General features: G+C 54.2%; 14 protein-coding genes. 6 read left to right on the top strand and 8 right to left on the bottom strand.

Annotated features, from left to right (window positions below; genetic code table 11):
- Position 1 precedes the first annotated feature (1 nt).
- The 6 genes from RCCS2_RS17995 to RCCS2_RS14595 all read right to left on the bottom strand — a co-directional run bounded on the left by RCCS2_RS17995 (position 2) and on the right by RCCS2_RS14595 (position 10,767).
- Positions 2-700: a deaminase gene (locus RCCS2_RS17995; RefSeq protein ID WP_008235571.1), complete on the bottom strand. Its 699-nt coding sequence runs from the start codon at positions 698-700 to the stop codon at positions 2-4.
- Positions 701-714: 14 nt separating this feature from the next.
- Positions 715-1,170 (bottom strand): hypothetical protein, encoded by a 456-nt coding sequence (locus tag RCCS2_RS14615; protein ID WP_156788569.1) that lies wholly within the window; start codon positions 1,168-1,170, stop codon positions 715-717.
- The gene (locus RCCS2_RS14610; RefSeq protein WP_008235569.1) at positions 1,130-7,462 is read right to left on the bottom strand and encodes a two-partner secretion domain-containing protein; all 6,333 of its coding nucleotides are present in this window, start codon (positions 7,460-7,462) and stop codon (positions 1,130-1,132) included. The genes RCCS2_RS14615 and RCCS2_RS14610 overlap by 41 nt, the downstream gene beginning before the upstream one ends.
- A 14-nt stretch (positions 7,463-7,476) precedes the next feature.
- The gene (locus tag RCCS2_RS14605; protein ID WP_083791208.1) at positions 7,477-9,117 is read right to left on the bottom strand and encodes a ShlB/FhaC/HecB family hemolysin secretion/activation protein; all 1,641 of its coding nucleotides are present in this window, start codon (positions 9,115-9,117) and stop codon (positions 7,477-7,479) included.
- Positions 9,069-9,875 (bottom strand): tetratricopeptide repeat protein, encoded by an 807-nt coding sequence (locus tag RCCS2_RS14600; protein WP_008235567.1) that lies wholly within the window; start codon positions 9,873-9,875, stop codon positions 9,069-9,071. Before RCCS2_RS14600 ends, RCCS2_RS14605 begins: the two co-directional genes overlap by 49 nt.
- Positions 9,876-10,227: 352 nt before the next feature.
- Positions 10,228-10,767: a hypothetical protein gene (locus RCCS2_RS14595; protein ID WP_008235565.1), complete on the bottom strand. Its 540-nt coding sequence runs from the start codon at positions 10,765-10,767 to the stop codon at positions 10,228-10,230.
- A 125-nt stretch (positions 10,768-10,892) separates the two neighbouring features.
- Between RCCS2_RS14595 and RCCS2_RS14590 the strand changes: the two genes are divergently transcribed.
- Positions 10,893-11,648 carry a hypothetical protein gene (locus tag RCCS2_RS14590; RefSeq protein ID WP_008235564.1) on the top strand — a complete coding sequence of 252 codons (756 nt, stop codon included), beginning with the start codon at positions 10,893-10,895 and terminating at the stop codon, positions 11,646-11,648.
- A gap of 277 nt (positions 11,649-11,925) precedes the next feature.
- Here the strand turns inward: RCCS2_RS14590 and RCCS2_RS14585 are convergent, their stop codons facing one another.
- Together RCCS2_RS14585 and RCCS2_RS14580 are read right to left on the bottom strand one after the other, a co-directional pair.
- Positions 11,926-12,894 (bottom strand): succinylglutamate desuccinylase/aspartoacylase domain-containing protein, encoded by a 969-nt coding sequence (locus RCCS2_RS14585; RefSeq protein ID WP_008235562.1) that lies wholly within the window; start codon positions 12,892-12,894, stop codon positions 11,926-11,928.
- A 34-nt stretch (positions 12,895-12,928) separates the two neighbouring features.
- Complete coding sequence (locus RCCS2_RS14580) at positions 12,929-13,840, bottom strand: LysR substrate-binding domain-containing protein (protein ID WP_037294268.1); 912 nt, start codon at positions 13,838-13,840, stop codon at positions 12,929-12,931.
- Positions 13,841-14,018: 178 nt separating this feature from the next.
- Between RCCS2_RS14580 and RCCS2_RS14575 the strand changes: the two genes are divergently transcribed.
- The 5 genes from RCCS2_RS14575 to RCCS2_RS14555 all read left to right on the top strand — a co-directional run bounded on the left by RCCS2_RS14575 (position 14,019) and on the right by RCCS2_RS14555 (position 19,531).
- Entirely contained in the window at positions 14,019-15,602 is a 1,584-nt protein-coding gene (locus RCCS2_RS14575; RefSeq protein ID WP_008235538.1) for an ABC transporter substrate-binding protein, read from the top strand.
- A 62-nt stretch (positions 15,603-15,664) separates the two neighbouring features.
- Entirely contained in the window at positions 15,665-16,642 is a 978-nt protein-coding gene (locus RCCS2_RS14570) for an ABC transporter permease (protein ID WP_008235536.1), read from the top strand.
- Positions 16,642-17,553: an ABC transporter permease gene (locus tag RCCS2_RS14565; RefSeq protein WP_008235534.1), complete on the top strand. Its 912-nt coding sequence runs from the start codon at positions 16,642-16,644 to the stop codon at positions 17,551-17,553. The genes RCCS2_RS14570 and RCCS2_RS14565 overlap by 1 nt, the downstream gene beginning before the upstream one ends.
- The gene (locus RCCS2_RS14560) at positions 17,550-18,530 is read left to right on the top strand and encodes an ABC transporter ATP-binding protein (RefSeq protein ID WP_008235532.1); all 981 of its coding nucleotides are present in this window, start codon (positions 17,550-17,552) and stop codon (positions 18,528-18,530) included. Before RCCS2_RS14565 ends, RCCS2_RS14560 begins: the two co-directional genes overlap by 4 nt.
- Positions 18,527-19,531 carry an ABC transporter ATP-binding protein gene (locus RCCS2_RS14555; protein ID WP_008235530.1) on the top strand — a complete coding sequence of 335 codons (1,005 nt, stop codon included), beginning with the start codon at positions 18,527-18,529 and terminating at the stop codon, positions 19,529-19,531. Before RCCS2_RS14560 ends, RCCS2_RS14555 begins: the two co-directional genes overlap by 4 nt.
- Positions 19,532-19,550 lie beyond the last annotated feature (19 nt).

Below are 19,550 nucleotides of genomic sequence, written 5' to 3'. Positions count from 1 at the left end.
GTTAGTCCAACCACTCAAAAGTGCCATTTCGGATCACACCAGATCTTCCGCTTGAAAAACTAAGATTCAGATTGGTGATGCCCATCTCATCAGCCATACGTGGCAAGTAGGTTTGACACACACCACAAGAATTTCGGTCCACATACAGTGTTAGATTTGATGGCATGTTGCCATTGGTGCGCTCGTAAGCACGCATCAATGAGTGTGCTTCTGCGTGGAACACAACTTGATCTTGTCCTCGTGTTAATCCTAACCGATCCCGCCACTGACGACCTAAGTTTCGATCAGCATCACTGAGATTGGTGGAGTTAACACCGAAATAACGCTGACCATTGATTTCTGCTACAGCTACGGTGCCCGTTCCGCCTTGCGCATCAGTAATTGTGGTTCGGCTTCTGAAATCCGATATCGCACCAAACGCTTCGTCACCAAAACCAAAGAGTGCCGCTACCGTTTCTTGCCCATACAAAGCAAACGAACCGCCTTGCATGACAGTGACATCACCTATGGTAGCAACATTGGCCGCTGCCAACGGTGGCGCACGTGCCGCAAAGCCAATATCACTGGCTTGGTTGGTGTGATATTGGTTCAGTTGTCGGTATTGAACATCCAAGGCCAAAGCAGGTGGTGCCAACACTGGCCCTACGCCAAAAGCAATGACCAGTAAAAATCTTAATGTTCGGATCAGATTATAGATCATGGGCCTAATCTCGATCACCGTATTATGGATCCATCATCAATCATCACTAGACAATCACTCGAGCGTTTTTCTAGTCGGATCCGAATGACATCATTTAGCCAATCAACAGAAAAAGGATACGTTCGTTTGGAAGGTTCGTACCCTTTAGCTTCCAGCACATCCGAAAACTCTCGTTCATCGGCTTTGTCCAGCACTTGACGGTCGAGCGTATCAGTCGATCCAGAAAAGATCCCACAATTCTCCGGACCTTTCGTTAAATAGAGGAAAACGGTGGTTAAACGTTTATCTTGAAATACAAGTTCAACACCGTCTCCGATCAATCGAAGATAAGTTCTGTGCATCGGCACATCTTCTTGTGTACTGACCACATGTGCAGCCAGCATTTTATCTAAATCTTGAACAGCTCCCCCCAAAGATAATTCGAGAGTATTAGTAGCGAATCTGAGTTCCAAACTGGGTGTTAATGTCATCGATAATAGTTCCATTTAGGTTATGTAGACGTGTTCTTGCCGCATTAATTTGAGCGCTTGTCATACCACTAGCCTGAAAATCAGGGATCATTGCGTCAAAATCAGCATCCGCAGCAGCACGTGGGTTAGCTGCATCATTCAAAATTCTGCTTGGAGTGTTGCGACCGCCGAAAGTGTTAGATAAGGCACAATGCCCTCCGCCACTAACAATTACACACCCCGTTGAATTTCTTAGCTGGGTTGCCTCTGCTTGAGTGAGAGGTCGACCAATATCAGCTTCCACACGCGATTGTAGAGCAGCACGTGATGGCATGTGATCCCCAGTTAAACCATCGCCGACCACCGCACGTCTCGTACTATCACCAAAAGTCGTGGTCTCACCAATTCGCACAGGTCCCGTATTTGTAGCAATCCGCGGTGCAGCCCCCATCAGATCGGCCGTCCGCCCTGTAATCACCACGCCGCCCGGTGTTACCACCCGGATCGCGCCACCGCTTTCCGTGATCACTGACCCGGCTAGGATCGTTTGACCGTCTGGTGTCGTGATGTTCTGATCCAACCGCACTGTGCTATCGCGTACGATTGCAGATCCGCTGGGCACTTCTGAATTCCCGACACGCATACCTGTCGTGACACCAGGACCGTCCATCGAAACGCGCGGCGACCGCATCATACGGATGGTCAGCGCACCAGCCGAGACTGCGCCCACAACAGCTGCATCAAGTAGATTGTCTTGCTGGGTGGCCCAGAATACGTTTGTCGTTCCATCAGGATTGAATTGAACGCCTGTGGCACTGCGCACCTCAGCCAAGCTAACGTGCCCGTCCTGTATCAAACGGCCCAGATTTCGTTTGTTGATCTGCACGACGCCAGCACCTGCATCGCGGAAACTGCTGGCACTATCTCCTATTGAGACAAAATCAGTGTCGTCGATCAAACCAGTGCGATAGTCCTGTTCCAGACCCTGCCCGATACCAGCATAGACACTGCCCCAAAGGCGGTTTGCCTCAAAGAAACCTTCCGCCTCAGACCGCGCGTAGGTGCCTCTGAATTGCGTTAAATCCGCGCCCGCGCCTGATGCTGCTGCACCCAAGAATGTTGGCGCAAATGGATCTACATAGTCCCAGTTCGGATCGTCAACGCTAAGGTTCAGCGCCCGGTCGAATGCAGCGATGTCAGCCCCGAACAACAGCGCATTAGTCCGCTCCATATCGCGCATATTGATGGTTGAGTTGCGGTATTCTTCGGACTGTCTATCCAACTCACCAAACAAGGTTTGGCCATCGACGACTTGCCCTGCTTGGTCCAGTCCATTCAAAAACGCCCGGGCGGCCGCGTTGCTTTGCAGATGTGTGAAATCGTCGGATGCGCCAATCAGCGTTTCCGCTGTAAGAAGTGCTGTCGCTTCCTCCAGACTGATGTTTTGCTCTTGTGCGAAGACACCTGCATAAATTTCAATCAGCTCTGCTTCCTGAATATGAAGCTGTCGGTTATACGTCACCGCTGATTTTGCGACGGACGCCCCTTGGTTGACGTTCACTGCGTTTCCGCCCGAGGTCAGATAGCCCAAGGCCGCCCCGATCAGCTCTGCGCGGTTTTGCTCGAACGCCCGTCGTGCTGCTTCTTGTGCGCCAGCGTCCGTGCCGGGATCGGCTTCGAAATTCGCCGAGAGTTGCCCTGCGATAATCTCGGTCGTGAACCCGGTCGCAAAGCCTGAGCCGCAATCGCCGTCAAAGGCTTCGTTTGCCGCACACCCAATCGCCCCGTGTAGCAAGGCCGCGCCAAAGCCACCATCGACCAGATCGGTCCCGGCTTTCAACTCACCCACACCAAATTGCAGAGCACTCGTCGTTTGATTGATGGCAAAGCTTCGCAGGCTTGCTTTGAAGCTATCAGCGAAATCGGTGTCGTAGACGGCACTACTGAGACCCGCTGTCAGAACCGCATCTGTCATCGCATCCAAGATGCCTTGTGTGGAAAAAATGGCCGGGCCATTAGCTGGGTTTATGTTGATCCAGCTTTTCGTGCCGGTGTCGCCCAGCCAGGCGCCACCGTCGATACCAGCCGTCAGCCCTGCACTCACCCCTGCAAAAGCAGCTTCACCCAGAATGTCGCCCATGTCGATGTCACCGGCGACGGCGCCATCCAGCACACCGACAATCGTGGTAGCCGCCGCCGCGTTTACGGCCAGACCTGTGGTTGTGACAGTCGCCGCGGTTGCCGCAGATGTTGCTGTTGCAGCGGTCGCGGAATTCACCATCCCCAACTGCCCGGCCAGCCCGCCTACCCCGGCCAGCCCTTGCGTTACGGCAATCGTCAGTAGCGCCTTAAACGCCGGGCTAAGCGCTTGTTCCTTTTCGTAGAAGTTGTAGCTGACCAGCTCAATCGGGTTGTTGATCGTGCTGTCGCGGCCAAGAACGCCCGCGAGGTAGGCGTATTCAGTCCCGTCATCACCTGTGGGCAATGCGACTTGCCGCACAAGGAATTCACCTTCCTCAGACCATTCGCCGCCTTCGCGCCAGTGTGGATCGTTGCTGGCTTCGTCCTCGGTGCTTTCGGTTTCATCGGACCCGCCCAGATACGCATCGGCAATATTGAACCGTCCGCTATCTTCATTGTCGGCGACCCAGCCACCTGTTTGGATGCTGTCAATCAGGGGGTTGCGCACCCCGGCCAATATGATCTGCGAGTTCACATCGAAGTTGACCCCACCTGCGGCCTCGATCGCGTTGAACGTCACGCTTTCGGTCAGATCCTCTGACCGGATATCGGTCATGATCACGCCGTTGTCTTTGTGCTCGGTCAGACTGTGGTATTCCACATCAATCGCGGCGAGCAGATAGGTTGTGCCAGTGACCTTGGTCACAAATTCGCCGCCCGCGGTGAAATCAACAGAGGTCAACGTGAGGTCAGCGCCAGAGTTGATCGCAATATCGCCCGCAGCATCTGCCACGGCGCCTACGCTATCAGTAATCAACGACCGTTTATCGCGCGAGTTGGTGATCAACCCACCCAAGTACCGTGTACTTTTATAGCTGGAACGTGCACGGACGTCCGTTGGTGCCGTGAACGCTGTTCCGCCATTCACAGAGACAAGCGCCAATTGCCCCGGTGCCAGATCGGTGTTCGCAACGCCCGGAATGGTAAAGCTGCTGCCTTCGACCAAAATATTGTTGTCAGCTACGCCGGTAATGGACGCACCGGTGATAGATGTCGTCTGGTTTGTGACGTTCAGTGTCTGCTCACGCCGGATTTTCTTGCGGAGGAATCCGCCGCTTTTGCGTGCATAATCCTGAAAATACACGTCAGCGACCGACGCGAGGATCAGATCGCCACCCTGCGCGATCAACCCGACATCGCCACCTGCTGTCACATTTGCGCCTTCCAGAACGATGTCATTCTGACCAGACACATTTCCCGAGGACAAAATCATAATATCGCCATCAGCGCTTAGGCTGGTGGTCAGGTGATCGAAACGTTCAATCCGGTTGCGGTTGGACCCGCTGGTTTTGCCTGTCTCAGACGCCAGCGCCAAAGCACCGATGGTGATGTCGCCACCGGCAAGCAGTGTGATATTGTCACCTGCCGTAATCTGCGCACCCGCTGTTGTGATTGCATTGCGGGCGGTCAGTACAATGGTGCTGCCAGCGGCGAAAGTGGCCGTTTGCAGTGCGCGGTCTTCGCGATCGGTCCAGCTTGCGCCTGCCAAAAGGCGGCTAAGCATAGGGTTTCTAACCGGCAGCTTTACCAAACGAATACCTTGTTCGGTCACAACCGTCCGTGCGTCTGTCACGATTTCGATGTTATTGCCAACGACGGCGATATTTTCAGCAGATACCGTACCCCCGGTGGACCGGAAGGTATCGCTGACGACGATGCTGATTTCATCGGTGGCCCGGATGCTGCCAGAGTTGTCAAAGTTATCCGTCCGGAAGTTAACGTTTTGACCGGTGATCATTGCCCCGCTTAGACCGGCAAAGCGGATTTCGGGGTTGGCCAGGTAAACCTTGGGCGCCAGCACTGTCTGGCCATCAATAACCGTTTCTTCAAGCCAGATAATATCGCTTGTCAGCGCGCCAATCTGGTTTGGGGTCAAGGCCACGCCCGGTGTCAGGTCAAGGTTTTCCAACGCGTTGATCGCGTTGTCATACATCGCCTGAATTTGCGCTTTTTCGTCAATGCCCGTGGTCAGGATCAACTGACCCAGAAGTTCCTGCAATTGTTTGCGGATAAACAACGCCTCTGCATAGGCATCGCCAAAGCGCTTCAGATCCGGGTCGTACTGGATAATGTCGAGAAAGTAATCGGACGACAGGAACTGCCCCAGATCGACAAACTCTGTCCGCGTTTCGACAAGAAATTCTGCATCAGGATCGACATTCACGACGATCAGATCAGGGTTGCCAATGGAATCCACATCAATGTCAGAAATGTCAGTATTGGTAGAACCAGTCAACTCTGCCGGTGACGCCAGCGCTGTTTCCGCGCCATTGATTACATAGCCCGTAATGGTAGTGCCATTGATGGTCCCGCCTGCTTCGATCACACCAAAATCGGCGCCGATAAATTCAAGGCTGCCAACACCGTTATCGCGGTAATAGTTCTGCCCGACATTCGTCAGGCTGTTTGCTGCAATATTAATATTCCCAAAAGCCGAAATCGTGCTGAACGCGTTAACCGCATCACCCGCACTGATTGTGATATTTCTGGCCGAGATGATCCGGGATGGATCATAATCATAGGTGATCTGACCCGTATTCCTGATCTCTGTATAGCAGGTATCGCCGTCACAAACGGCATCCGCAGGGTCGCCATCGGTCCGCACGCCATCAGCTAAAATTGGGCCATCGCGCAGGTTACCAAAGCTGACTGCGGAAATGCTGATATCGCCTGCAATCGTTTCGACCACACCACCAAACTGATTGGTAAAGGCCGCCGCGCGGGCGTTTGTTTCACCACGGATCGTGATATTCCCGTTGGCAATAATGCTACCACCGTTATTCAGGATCGACGCATCGCTAGCCAGCGTGACGCCGGTATCACCGAACATCAGACCTTCGTTGGTCAGATCAAGGCTGGTGGTGACCAGCAAAGCACCATCTGTCGACGCCAGTGTGCCAAAGCTGTGCAGGCTGCCTGCGTCGATATCAGCCGTCTGAACCGAGACAACATCTGCGCCATTGCCGACGCGAAAAGCGCCCGCCACGTCAAAATCAAAGCGGTTCGCCGCGATCTCGGCGTTCGTGCCAACATTCAGATCACCACCAACCGCAAGAATAGCCGCACTTTCGGCGATCAGTTTGGCGTTGGCTTGCAACACCAGATCTTCGGCACTGGTCACATCTACGGTCTGCGCAACCACATTGCCCTGCACCTCAACCCGGTCCGTGCTGGTGACCGTGACGTTCTGGCTGGCTGTGGCGCTGTTCATCACCAAGCGGCCATCGGCTGTAATCGTCATACCACCGGCATTCGCCGCCATATTTTCCGGGGCGCGCACGCCCACACCATCCTCGGTCGAGGTGATTGTGATGGAGTTTGCGAACATACCGCCAAAAGCGGTGGAATCGATGGCCAGTTCGGGTACTGTGGTCCCGTTATCTTCTTTTTCGGTTATTTCACCTGTCGCATAAAGCACGTCATTGCGGCCCGCGACCACGCGGATACGCTGGCCAGTCACAGCACCGGCAACGGTGATCTGGCGCGAAATCAGGTCAAACGTTGTGGTGTCAGATGCATCAAGGCCGCCTCTACCAATCTGCACAGCACCGCCATCAACTGAAAAACCGGTCAGATTGCTGCCCTGGATCGTCGGTGTGCCGGTTGTCAGTGTGCCGCGGTTGGTATTGATAAACCCGCAGCCATCGCAGGTGATCCCGTTAGGGTTGGCCACAATCACATCAGCACGCTGGCCTGCGACCTCAAGAAACCCGTTCAGCACCGACGGATTGCTTGAAGTGACCTCATTAAGGATGATGTTGGCCGCGCCACCACGCAAATTGCTGTTACCATGCACCAAACCACCCAAGTTGGTCATGGCAGTATCGGTATCGACATTGTTCAGGATCGCGCCACCCGGTCCGACGCCAAATTCGGTAAAGGTGTTATGGGACAGGCCACCGGCACCGGGTGTGTTGATCATCACCATCGGCGTCCCGTTGCGCGTGTCAATGACCTGCGGACCATTACCATCAGCCACAATAGACTGCGCCATAACAGGCTGGGCGCTGATCAACGCGATACACAATGCTGAAACCGCATTGTTCAGATATTTTGTCATCTTGCGTGTCATAATATTAACCTTCGTCAAAATCTGGCTGAAAGAGAAGCAATAAAAATACCGTCGGGTGGGCTGGTATCATTGGGCATGCGCAGCACTTCCTGATAACCCACATCAACTGAAACAGTGCCACCAACGGTGCGCACCCCAACGGCGGACCCCACCAAGGGCCGCGCTTGGTCACTGTCATCAACGCGCAACGTACCTGCATCCAAAGCGGCATAGGTCTGCAAACTGCCAAAAAGTTTTGTCGCCCCGGCCTTTGACGTCCAGGCGAAATCATTGCGCCAAACAGCACCTGCGTTGCCTGCAAAAAGGCCTGCGTCAGTTGCATCAAAATCCAACGTTTTTGCACCGCGCACCGATGACAAACCGCCAATCGCCAGCGTATAGGCACCGTAAAGTGCATCGTCACTGTACTGCCCGCGCAGGACCCCGGTGTAGCTGATTTGCCCGCTATCCAACTGCCATGGCCGGAAATAGCTTAATTCAAAATCGCCCAGTTCAAACTGCGGATCAGAACTTGAAAATTCGTCATCAGGCTCTTCCGCGCCAAAGGCCGCGATACCCTGTTCATAGCCCAAGCGGGCCGTCAGGCTGCCACCCCAAATGCTGCGTTCATGTGCCAGGTCAAGCCGCGCACTCGCTAGGGTCCGGCTTGATGCATTGATTTCAATCTCGGCAATCCGGTTCGCGTTTTCACGATATTCAACCGTGCTGGACACCGTCGTTTTACTGTTCTGATTGCGATGGACCACACGGGCCAGCCCAACATCGACAGTATGGGTCCATCCATCGGTGCCAATCGTCGTGATCGGGCCAACGGTATCGGTCTCATAGCTGGAATATTTGTAGTTCCCCGTCAGCGTCCAACGCCCATAAGGAAACCGTACCGATCCACCAATATTTTCGGTCGCGGCACCGCCGGTATCGGGTGAGAACGGAAAGGTCTCGACCCCGCGCGTATAGCTCAGTGACCAGCTTTCATTCAGCCCCAGCAGGTGATCATAGGTCAGGTCAACCGTGCCCTGATATTCACCGCTACCTTTGGTGCCTTGGTTGTTGGCGCCAATTCGTGCGGTCCACGGGCGTTCGGCCACAGCCGTCACCTCAAGCACAGACTGCCCGTCTTCCGCACCGGCGCTGACCTCCATTGTGGCGGTATAGGCGGGCATCGACCGGATAATCTCTAACCCCTGTTCGATTTCACGCAGGTTGGCCGATTTGCCGATCAGGTTGGGAAAGACGATCGCCTCCCAGACAGGTTTGTCCTCACCGTTGAAGGTTACAGCGGCCAATTCGCCCTCAACCACCGTAATGTCCAACGACCGGTCCGCGATATTCTGCTCTGGCAAATACGCCCGCGCAGTCACATATCCCTTATCCACATAAAGGAACGTCACCGCCTCAAGTGCCGCATTGATCCCCTCAATATCAAGGCATTCGCCACGAAAGGGGGCAAGGGCCGCGTCGGTTTCCTGCGCAGTCAACAAAGTGACGCCGGTCACGTCAATCGTATCAATCGGAATACAATTGACCTGCGCTTGCGCAGTGCTGGCCAATAGCCCAACGGCTCCGCCCAAGGCGGCATATGTCACGCAATGATGCACAGCAGTGATCAGTTCCCGCCCGCGGCGTTCTCTTCCAGAATACGTTCTTCCGTCCATGTGCGGGCCAATTCCTGACCGGCGACAACCTGCTCTGCTGTCAATTGCGCCTCGATCTCATCGCGCAGCACACCCGCGTCCGCCAGACCGCGCACAACGGCCAGATTGGCATAGGAATAAGCGGTCACCGGATCAGACTCTGCCCCGATCATCAACAGCTTGGCGTATTCATACATGCCACCCGCGTTGCCCAGATCGGCCGATTGCTTGAGATGCACAGCCGCCTGTTCAATGTTGCCGGAATTCAAAGCTGTCTGTCCCAGTACATTCATCGCCAGAATGTTGCCTTGGTCCGCGGCCTGCTGCCAATAGGATAAGGCGCGCACATCATCAGGCGCTACACCGCGACCCGCCCGGTAAGCCAAACCGCAGTTCAACTGCCCATCCGCATCACCGGCATCAGCAGCGGCACACAGCAAGCGGGTGCCCTCCACGTAGTCGCGCAACAGGATGCGGCCTTCATGATACATCAGCCCCAAGCGGACCTGCGCCTTAGCTGATCCGCCCTCGGCTGCCGCCGAATACAGGTTCGCTGCGCGCATTTCATCCTGTTCGGTGCCCAAACCCAACTCGAACAACCGGCCCAGATAAAATGCACCTTCGCCATCGCCGGCCTCATAGGCCGCGGCAAATTCAGTGGCCGCCCCGGATACATCTCCTGCGTTCAGCAACTCAACCCCTTGTGCGACATCTGCAGAGGCGGAAACTGTCAACAAGGACGAAACAATAACGGCAGAAACGGCAGAAAAACAACGCATTTGGGGACCTATCGGTTGGAAAATATGGCAGGGAGGTAAAACAACCAAAAAGAGAATCGTCAACAGTCTATTAACTATTTCGCAACGTTGACGATGACGGGCAACACCACCTATCCCGCCACCAATGAATAGCTTGTTCTGCGTTCGCATGCGCCGTCTTTACACCACGCGGCCAGATTTATTGGTGCTGGAATATTCCGATACGGACATTACCGCCCTCAAAGGGATGGATCGTGACGCACCACAGATGCGCGATGGCAGGACTAGAGGTTCCATTTTTCGCTGACAGTGATCTTCCTCAAAAGCACCCAACTTTTGTAAAAATGTCAGACATCGCTTTCCGTACAGCACCCTAACTTAGTTCAGCGATATATTGATCCATGAAATCCGAACGACCAATGGGGCCACAAGTGCTTTCCCAATAATCTACGATAATCGATGGTGTGATATCGTCGATCAGTTCAAACGCTTTTCGCAAAGCTGAAAGTTCATCATTGCTGCACACACCCACATCATACCAGATATTGGTAACATATCGCAGGCGGGTTTCTATCTTGATAAACAGGTGTTTGCCAAAGCCAAAGCAATAGGCGCGTTTTTGCAGCTTGTGAAACGGGTTGCCGCGCCCAGCGCCTACTTCGAAATACTTAATCCGGGGTAGAATGGTGATCAGCTGGTTCGCAACCGCCGAGACCTTTATCTTGTGGCTGCGATAGTTGGCGGCGGGATTTTCGATCGTATGTATGTCCGTCCAACCCACGCCATCAGCCGCACGATTTTCCGCTGCATTCTGTGCGGCTTTATGCAGGTCACGCCGCACATCATCCATCGCTGCGACCGGGTAAAGGCAACGCATGCCTTCATCGTCTTCGTGAATATGGATTTTGGTCATTGGCAAAGATATAATGCGAAAGCTTCAGTTGTTGGCAGGGAAATTCGTACAAGAAGTTGGCCTGTAGTCAAATTATGACATTACAGCAGATGGTTCTTCGCTATCAATTCCCTTAGAACCTGCGCATGAGCATTCGTATCACCCTCATTGGCATGCCCGCGTTGGATATATCGACTTGGTCGGAAGACCTGCCAGACGATACCCTTGAATTACATGCGAATAATCTGCCGTTATTCTGGCTCGCGCTCTTTAATGAAGATGACATTCAAATGCGCGCAGAAACTTGCGAAAATGATGACGGGACAGGCGCACCGTTCAAATATCCGTTTTTGGGGGTAAGTGTTCAAACGGGCGTTTCGCGCGCCAAGGCACGCAGGATCAAACTGCTCAACACACTCGGTTCAGAATATGCAGCGCTTTATGATGCCTTTCTGGACTACATTCAAAAAACGACATCGCCCTATATTGTCATGGACACATTCGATATGGCGCAGGCAAGTGAGGATATGGACAGCCTTATCGAAGAGCTGCGCAAACAGGTTAGCAGCTTTGAGATAGAACCTTTGTGGCCCGGCTATCTGGAATTTATTCCTGAACAACCAAAACCAGTCCAAGAGGTTATGTTGGCCGGTCAATCAGACGATTTCCCCCCAAATGCGCATTGGCACCATCCCGTCTGGCAAACAACAGATGAAAGCGCAGCACCTAAACCTGGTTTCCTGGCGCGCCAATGGTCAAACAGAACCGATCACGCGTTATCACTTCTCTTTGCAGCCATGGTACTTGGCCTGATGTGGTCGACCGGCTCACTAATCTTCGCAATTATTGGCGGAATAGCTGCCATGACTGGCATCATAATCTGGCGCGAAAAAAGAAAATAAACCGATATGCACTGAAGCGTAGCGCTTGATTAGCTGTGTGCAGAAATGCGGGAATAGGCGACCCTTGATCACCGCCCCATCCTTGACCATGTCCAAGCCGTGAACGCCACGCCTTTCAACGTGCGATGGCTAGTGTGACGGATCGGCCGGTGCCATTACAGTCTTTGTGCAGATGGAAATGCTTGAGGCGCGGTATGCTGACCCGAAAGTGACTATTGAGAATGACGCATTTTCAGACACTCAAACAAGTATTTAACCTGCGGTAAGCTTTGTACATTTACCGATCCAAAGTCACCGATTGCGCTAGTCGCACTGCGGTCTGGCCGCGCCAAAGGCGTTTGGACGGCATGACGAGCATCGTGTCATCTGCTGGTGTATGCACCGGGACATCCCCATCGTGTCCGATCAAGGTCCCCGCGTGGGGGATGATTTCGCCGCCCATGAAGTTTTCGGAAAAGCGAAAATCGTCGGTGGCGATCGTTACGGCTTCGCTTACTGAAAAGTAGCGCTGCGGTGGCATCGCGTCTGACTGAACGCCAAAACTGGCCAAATCGATCAAACCCAGTGTTGCAAGAAAGCGCAGTGCACTTTCGCGCGCCAGATGCCCCGCCGATACCTGCCAATGCTGGCCGCATTCAATAAGCAGTGCGGCGCGCTGTGACGTTGGATCGTCGAAAGCACCAAAATCACGCATGCGCCGTCCTGCTTTGTGGCCAAAGTCAGCAACCACCCGTTCAGGAATACCAATCTGTGCGGCCAGATGCATCGCTTTCTGGTGTCGCCCTGTCATCATCAAGGGCGGGGCCAAATGCTGCATCGTATGGATATCAAACAGATAATCGACATCTTCCAGCACGGGCCGGACGGCGCGGGCGCGCCGCAATTCGATACTGTCGCGTGGGCCATCAAGAACATCTGTATCCCAGACCCGATTCATGTCTTCTTCGACCCAGCGGCTGGCATTTGGATCATTTGCATCAAATGCTTCGTATGCAGCGATATTCATAAAGGCCAAGGTCAGTTTACCTTGCAACGGGCGGACCTGCTTTTGCAGCATCCAGTCCAGCGCAATGGCCCCCGCTGGTTCATTACCGTGAACAACCGCACTGATCATCGCATGTGGGCCGTCTTGGCCGCTGTCAAAGGTCCAGACATAATCAATGCCGGTATTGCCATTTGCATAGGCTGAGATGTCAGGCGCTGCGACTTCGATAGGGTAGGTATTGGGGATGTCGATTTTTTGCATTCTGCCTGATCCTTGGGGTTGGCCGGTGACGGTTTCAGCCGTCTGTTGAGTAGCTGTCTCTTGGTGTGGTGATACGAATAAAATTCATGAATTGGCGCGCAGCGGTTGTCGCCGGTTGGCCGGCAGGCACTGCAAAGCAAGTTTGATAGGTGATGGCCGCATCAAACGGGCGCACAATGATGCCGGGATATCCTTTTGACAGGATCGGAAACGGATTGAGCAAGGTTAGCCCCAGCCCTTCGCGCACCAGTTCAAGCGCGGATACGTTACTTGCCGTTGCCGCGACCTCGCGCGGGGCGATCCCATGCTGCGCAAAGATTTGTTCGGTGGCCGCCCGTGTGCCCAGACGGCGCAAAAAGGTGATCATGCTTTGGCCGTCCAGATCCTTGGCCGTCACGATATCGCGCTGCGCCAGAACATGGCCTTCCGGCATGGCGCAAACGATGGATGAGGTTCGCCACGGGATCAGGGTGACGCCGGACCTTTGCGCCATGGTGCTGGTCAGGCCCAGATCGAAACGTTCTTCAAGGATGCCGGTGACGATGTTTTCGCTGGCCTGAATATCGAACTGAATGCGATATTTCGGGTTTTGTTCGATAAACCGGGCGATGCGTGGCATGATAAAGTGATGGGCAAGGCTGGGTGGGACGGCCAAGCGCAGTGGTGTGTCATCCAACGCGGCCCATTTGGCGCCTTCAATTTCTGACAGCGTATCGAAAATCGGGTCCAGACGCCCGTTAAGCCGCAAGGCTTCTTCAGTGGCTTCGACCCGTCCGTTGCGCCGCATGAACAGGGTTCGTCCCACCCGCGCTTCAAGTTGCGAAATCGCGCGGCTGACCCCTGATTGCGAAACACCCAACCGTCTGGCTGCACCCACGGTTGTACCGCTGGTGACCAATGCGCGCAGCGCTTCTAACTCTCGAAGTCTGTATCGATGCGATGTCATGCCTTCTTTTCCTTCATACTGTCGCCAACCACCATATTGTTGCCTGAATAGGTCTATGCAAAACCGCATAGGATATGAACTTGTTAATGAAAAAAATGCGAGTAGCGTATTTGGCAATGGACCGCCTAAGGCCCTGCGGGGCTGTCGCCGTTCGTCACACCGACTGTAGGAGAAAACTTTGAAACATCTTATTTTGGCAGCCGGGCTTCCGTTCGCTGTTCTCGTCGCAGGGGCGCAAAGTGCCACAGCCGAGACGCTGACAATTGGCCTTGCCGCAGAGCCGACCTCGATTGATCCGCATTTTCACAATGTCGGGCCGAACAATGCAATCGCGACCCATATCTTTGACCACCTTGTCAAACGTGATGAAAACCAGCAGCAGATGCCGGGTTTGGCAGTGTCCTGGGCCCCGATTGATGATCTGACATGGGAATTCAAGTTGCGCGAAGGTGTGACTTTCCACGATGGCAGCGCCTTTAACGCCGATGATGTGGTCTGCACGTTTGAGCGCGCGCCAAACGTACCTGACAGCCCGTCAAGCTATGGCACGTTCACCAAGGGTAAGACGGTCGAACGGATTGATGATTTCACAATCCATATCAAGACCGAAGCGCCTTACCCGTTGATGCCAAACGACATCGCGAACGTTGCGATTATTTCCGACGACACGGGTTGCACCGCAACCACAGCAGACTTTAACGATGGATCTGCCGCGATTGGTACCGGCCCTTACCGTTTTGCCAGCTTTACCCCCGGTGAAAACCTGACATTGCAGCGCAATGATGATTACTGGGATGCGGCACCTGAGTTTGAAACGGTTGATTATCGTTTCTTGAAATCCGGTCCAACCCGTGTTGCCGCCCTGTTGTCGGGTGATGTTGATATGATCTCCGGTGTTCCTACGACGGATATTGCGACCCTGCAAAACAACGACGATATTTCGCTAAGCCAAGGTGTATCCAACCGCGTAATCTATCTGCATATGGATCAATTCCGCGATGTATCGCCCTTTGTCACCGGACCCAATGGTGAGGAAATTCCAAACCCGCTGCGTGATGTCCGTGTGCGTCAAGCGCTAAGCATGGCCGTCAGCCGCGATGCCATCGTTGACCGTGTCATGGAAGGCACTGCGATCAAAGCAGGCCAGTTGTTGCCCGAAGGCTTCTTTGGTATTTCGCCAAACCTGCAACCTGTTGAATATGACCCTGAGGGCGCGCGCGCCTTGCTGGCCGAAGCGGGTTACCCGGACGGTTTCACCATGACAATCCATGGCCCGAACGACCGCTACATCAACGATGCCCGCATCGCGGAAGCGTTGGGTCAGATGTTCTCGCGCGTTGGGATCAAGACATCAGTCGAAACGATGCCGCGTTCCGTCTATTTTTCGCGTGCGTCCAGTGGATCACCGGAAGGCGAACCTGAATTCAGCTTTATCCTTGTAGGCTGGGGCGCGGGTTCCGGCGAAGCGTCATCGCCACTGCGGTCTTTGGTACACACATATGACAGCGAACGCGGTTTTGGATCGTCCAATCGTGGCCGTCATTCGAACCCCGAGATTGACGCGATCATTGAACAGGCTCTTGCCACGGTTGATGATGCCGCCCGTCAGGATCTGCTTGCGCAGGCCATGGAAATGGCGATTGAAACGGTTGCGGTTATTCCGACGCATTTTCAGGTCAATACCTGGGCTGCACGGGACGGGCTTTCCTACGTGCCACGCACGGATGAGTACACGCTGGCGATGAGCGTGACGAAGGACTGATCCCTCTGGCGCGGGCTGCGTTCCCTCTCCCGGTGGCCCGCGTCAATTTATAAGGTTTTCAAATGACTGTCTTTATTATCCGCCGCCTGATGCAGGCACTGGTCGTCGTATTCTTGATGTCGATCATCGTGTTTTTCGGGGTCAATGTTATCGGTGATCCGGTGGCAATGTTGATCAGCCCCGACGCCGATCAGGCCGAAATGGAGGCCGCCATTCGCAGGCTTGGGCTGGACCGCCCGATCCATGAACAATATTTCGCGTTTATCAAGGGTGCGGCAACAGGTGATTTCGGGCGCTCGTTTATCTTTGGTGAACCTGCTCTCAAGCTGATCCTGTCGCATATGCCAGCAACGCTTGAACTGGCTTTCACTGCCCTGTTCCTTGCCGTGGCGATCGGCATTCCCCTTGGTCTTTATGCCGGTTTGTATCCTGATAGTCCGATCTCAAAAGGGATCATGGCGGGGTCAATTTTGGGCTTTTCACTGCCGACGTTTTGGGTCGGCTTGATGATGATCATGCTCTTTGCGGTCCATCTGCAATGGCTGCCTGCCACTGGGCGCGGCGATACAGGTACGTTTTTATGGTTCGAAACCAGCTTGGTAACCCGTGATGGCCTATCGCATATCATGCTGCCTGCACTGAACCTCGCGCTGCTGAAAATTTCGCTCGCGATCCGTTTGACCCGCGCTGGTGTCCGCGAGGCGATGGGACAAGACTATGTCAAATTTGCCCGCGCCAAGGGCCTGTCGCCGCGCCGCGTGATCCTTGTGCATGTAATGAAAAACATTCTGATCCCAGTCGTGACCGTGATGGGGCTTGAGCTGGGTAGTCTGATCGGGTTCAGCGTAGTGACGGAAACAATTTTTGCCTGGCCGGGCATGGGTAAGCTGTTGATCGACGCGATCTTGCAGCTTGATCGGCCAATTGTCGTGGCTTACCTGATGATCATCGTCTTGTTCTTTGTTTTGATCAACATGATCGTCGATATCCTTTATTCTATTCTTGACCCCCGCGTCCGGCTTCAGGAGCAGGGTGCATAATGACCGACACACAGATCATCGCCCCCGTGCCTGCGAAAGCTGAAACGCCTTTTGCCCAATTCCGGGCTGAGTTTTTTGAAAGCAAGATCGCTGTTGGCGCCTTGATAACGTTAGGCATCGTTGTGGTGTTGGCGTTACTGGCACCGTGGATCACCCCGCAAAACCCTTACGATCTTGCGCAAGTTGACGTCATGGATGCGCGACTGCCGCCGGGGGAAGAGGCGTTTTCGGGATATACCATGTGGTTAGGCTCTGACGGGTCGGGGCGTGATCTGTTTTCTGCCATTCTGTATGGGTTGCGTATCTCGCTTGCCGTTGGTGTGGCCTCTGGCGTAATTGCCCTTTTTATCGGCACATTCGTGGGGCTTTTTGCGGCCTATGTGGGCGGGCGGGTCGAAACTTTGATTATGCGCTTTGTCGATCTGCAATTGTCGTTTCCGGCCTCGCTTGTCGCATTGATGTTGGTGGCGCTGCTGGGCAAGGGGGTGGATAAAATCATCCTCGCGCTTGTCGTGTCCCAATGGGCCTATTACGCGCGCACCGTGCGGGCGACAGCACTGGTTGAGCGGCACAAGGAATACGTCGAAGCCGCGATTTGTCTGGGGCTATCCAAGGCGCGGATCATGTTTCGGCATATCCTGCCGAACTGTCTGGGACCGTTGATTGTTGTGGGCACGGTTCAGGTCGCCAGTGCGATTTCGCTTGAGGCAACGCTGTCATTTCTGGGTGTCGGCCTGCCGCAAACCCAGCCAAGCCTTGGCGTGTTGATCGCCAATGGTTTCGAATACATGCTGTCGGGCCGCTACTGGATTTCGGTGTTTCCCGGTCTGGCCCTGTTGCTGACGGTTGTGTCGATCAACCTGGTCGGCGACCATCTGCGCGATGTGCTGAACCCAAGGATGAAGAAATGACCGAAATTCTAAAGGTCACAGGTCTGTGCACCCATTTTTTCACAAGGGCAGGGGTCGTCAAAGCGGTTGATGGCGTCGATATCAGTTTGAACCGTGGTGAGGTGTTGGGGCTGGTCGGCGAAAGCGGGTCAGGCAAGTCAATCACTGGTTTTTCGATCATGAACCTGATTGATGCACCTGGACGCATGACCGGTGGCCGCATCAGTTTCAAAGGGCGTGATCTGTCGCAACTTTCCGAAACCGCATGGCAGGACCTGCGTGGCAATCGGATCGCGATGATTTTTCAGGACCCGATGATGACGCTTAATCCTGTTTTGCGGATCGACGTTCAGATGATCGAAGCCATTCAAGCGCACGAGAAAGTCAGCCGCACGACCGCACGCGAACGCGCGCGCGATACACTTGGCATGGTTGGGATCCCTGCACCTGATGAACGGCTCAAGGCCTATCCGCACCAGTTGTCTGGCGGAATGCGCCAGCGCGTCGCCATTGCGATTGCATTTCTGAACAAGCCAGATTTGATCATCGCCGATGAACCGACAACCGCACTTGATGTCACGATACAATCGCAGATCATTCATGAAGCACAGAAACTGACCCGCCAAACCGGCACTGCCATGATCTGGATCAGTCATGATCTGGCCGTGGTCGCCGGAATAGCAGATCAGATTTCAGTGATGTATGCAGGCCGAATTGTCGAACATGGCCCAACGGATTATGTCATCGATAACCCGCGTCATCCCTATACCTACGGATTGCTGGGGTCTGTGCCATCAGCCAACAAACGCGGGGCGCGCCTGTTTCAGATTGATGGGATGGCACCCAATATGCTGGCTTTGCCTCGGGGCTGCGCATTCGGTCCCAGATGTGACCGCGCGGTTGATGTCTGCGCTGCGGCACCGGGCATGTCGCAATCATGTACACAAAAGTTCCGGTGCCATAATCCGGTTCCAGAAGCGGTAAAGGTAGCCAAATGACCCCGATCCTGGAAATTGAAAACGTCTCAAAACGCTTCACTAAAAAACTGGATGCGGCCGGCAAGATCGCAGCACGGCTTGGCGCAAACATTCGCGAAGAAACCGTGCATGCTGTTGATAATGTCAGCATGTCAATCATGCCGGGCGAGGTTCTGGGTCTGGTGGGCGAATCCGGGTGTGGCAAATCCACACTTGGCCGTGTGGTTGCCGGTATTCATCCGCCCAGCGCGGGCCAGCTGCATTTGGACGGCACGCCGATAAACGACCTAAGCGCGCAGGACAAACGGCGCGCCAATCTGGATATCCAGATGATTTTCCAGGATCCATCATCCAGCCTGAATCCGCGTATGCGCGTCGAAGATATCATCAGCGAAGCGCCCCGCATGCACAAGATGGTGTCTGGCGCATCTGAAACATCGGATTTTGTTGATGACCTGATGCGCAAGGTCGGCCTTGATCCGGTTATGAAGCGGCGGTATCCGCATCAGTTCTCGGGTGGTCAACGTCAGCGGATCGGGATCGCACGGGCGCTGGCCGTCAAACCGCGTTTTCTGGTCTGTGACGAAGCCATCGCAGCGCTTGATGTGTCAATTCAGGCGCAGGTCATCAACCTGTTTGCGGACCTGCGCGAAGACCTTGGGCTGACTTATCTTTTTATCAGCCATGACCTGAGCGTGGTGCAGCATATCACGGATCGGGTGGCCATCATGTATTTGGGACGCATCGTAGAGATTGCGCCAACAGATGATATTTTTAGCACTCCGCGCCATCCATATACGCGCGCACTTCTTGATCAGGTGCCGCGGCTTGATCAACGCAAACAAGACTTTACACCGATCCGCGGTGAAATCCCATCTCCGCTGGACCCACCAACGGGTTGTCATTTCCATCCAAGGTGCCCGCATGCCACCGATCTGTGCAGACAAAACGCGCCACAATTGTCCACGGTATTATCCGGCCATATGGCGTCATGTCATCACCTCGAAACGCTGGGTGTTTGATCCGTCGGTGCGATCAGGG

This window comes from Roseobacter sp. CCS2 (genome assembly GCF_000169435.1).
In the GTDB taxonomy this organism is placed as follows: Bacteria; Pseudomonadota; Alphaproteobacteria; order Rhodobacterales; family Rhodobacteraceae; genus Yoonia.
This window is presented reverse-complemented; position numbering and strand designations above follow the sequence as displayed.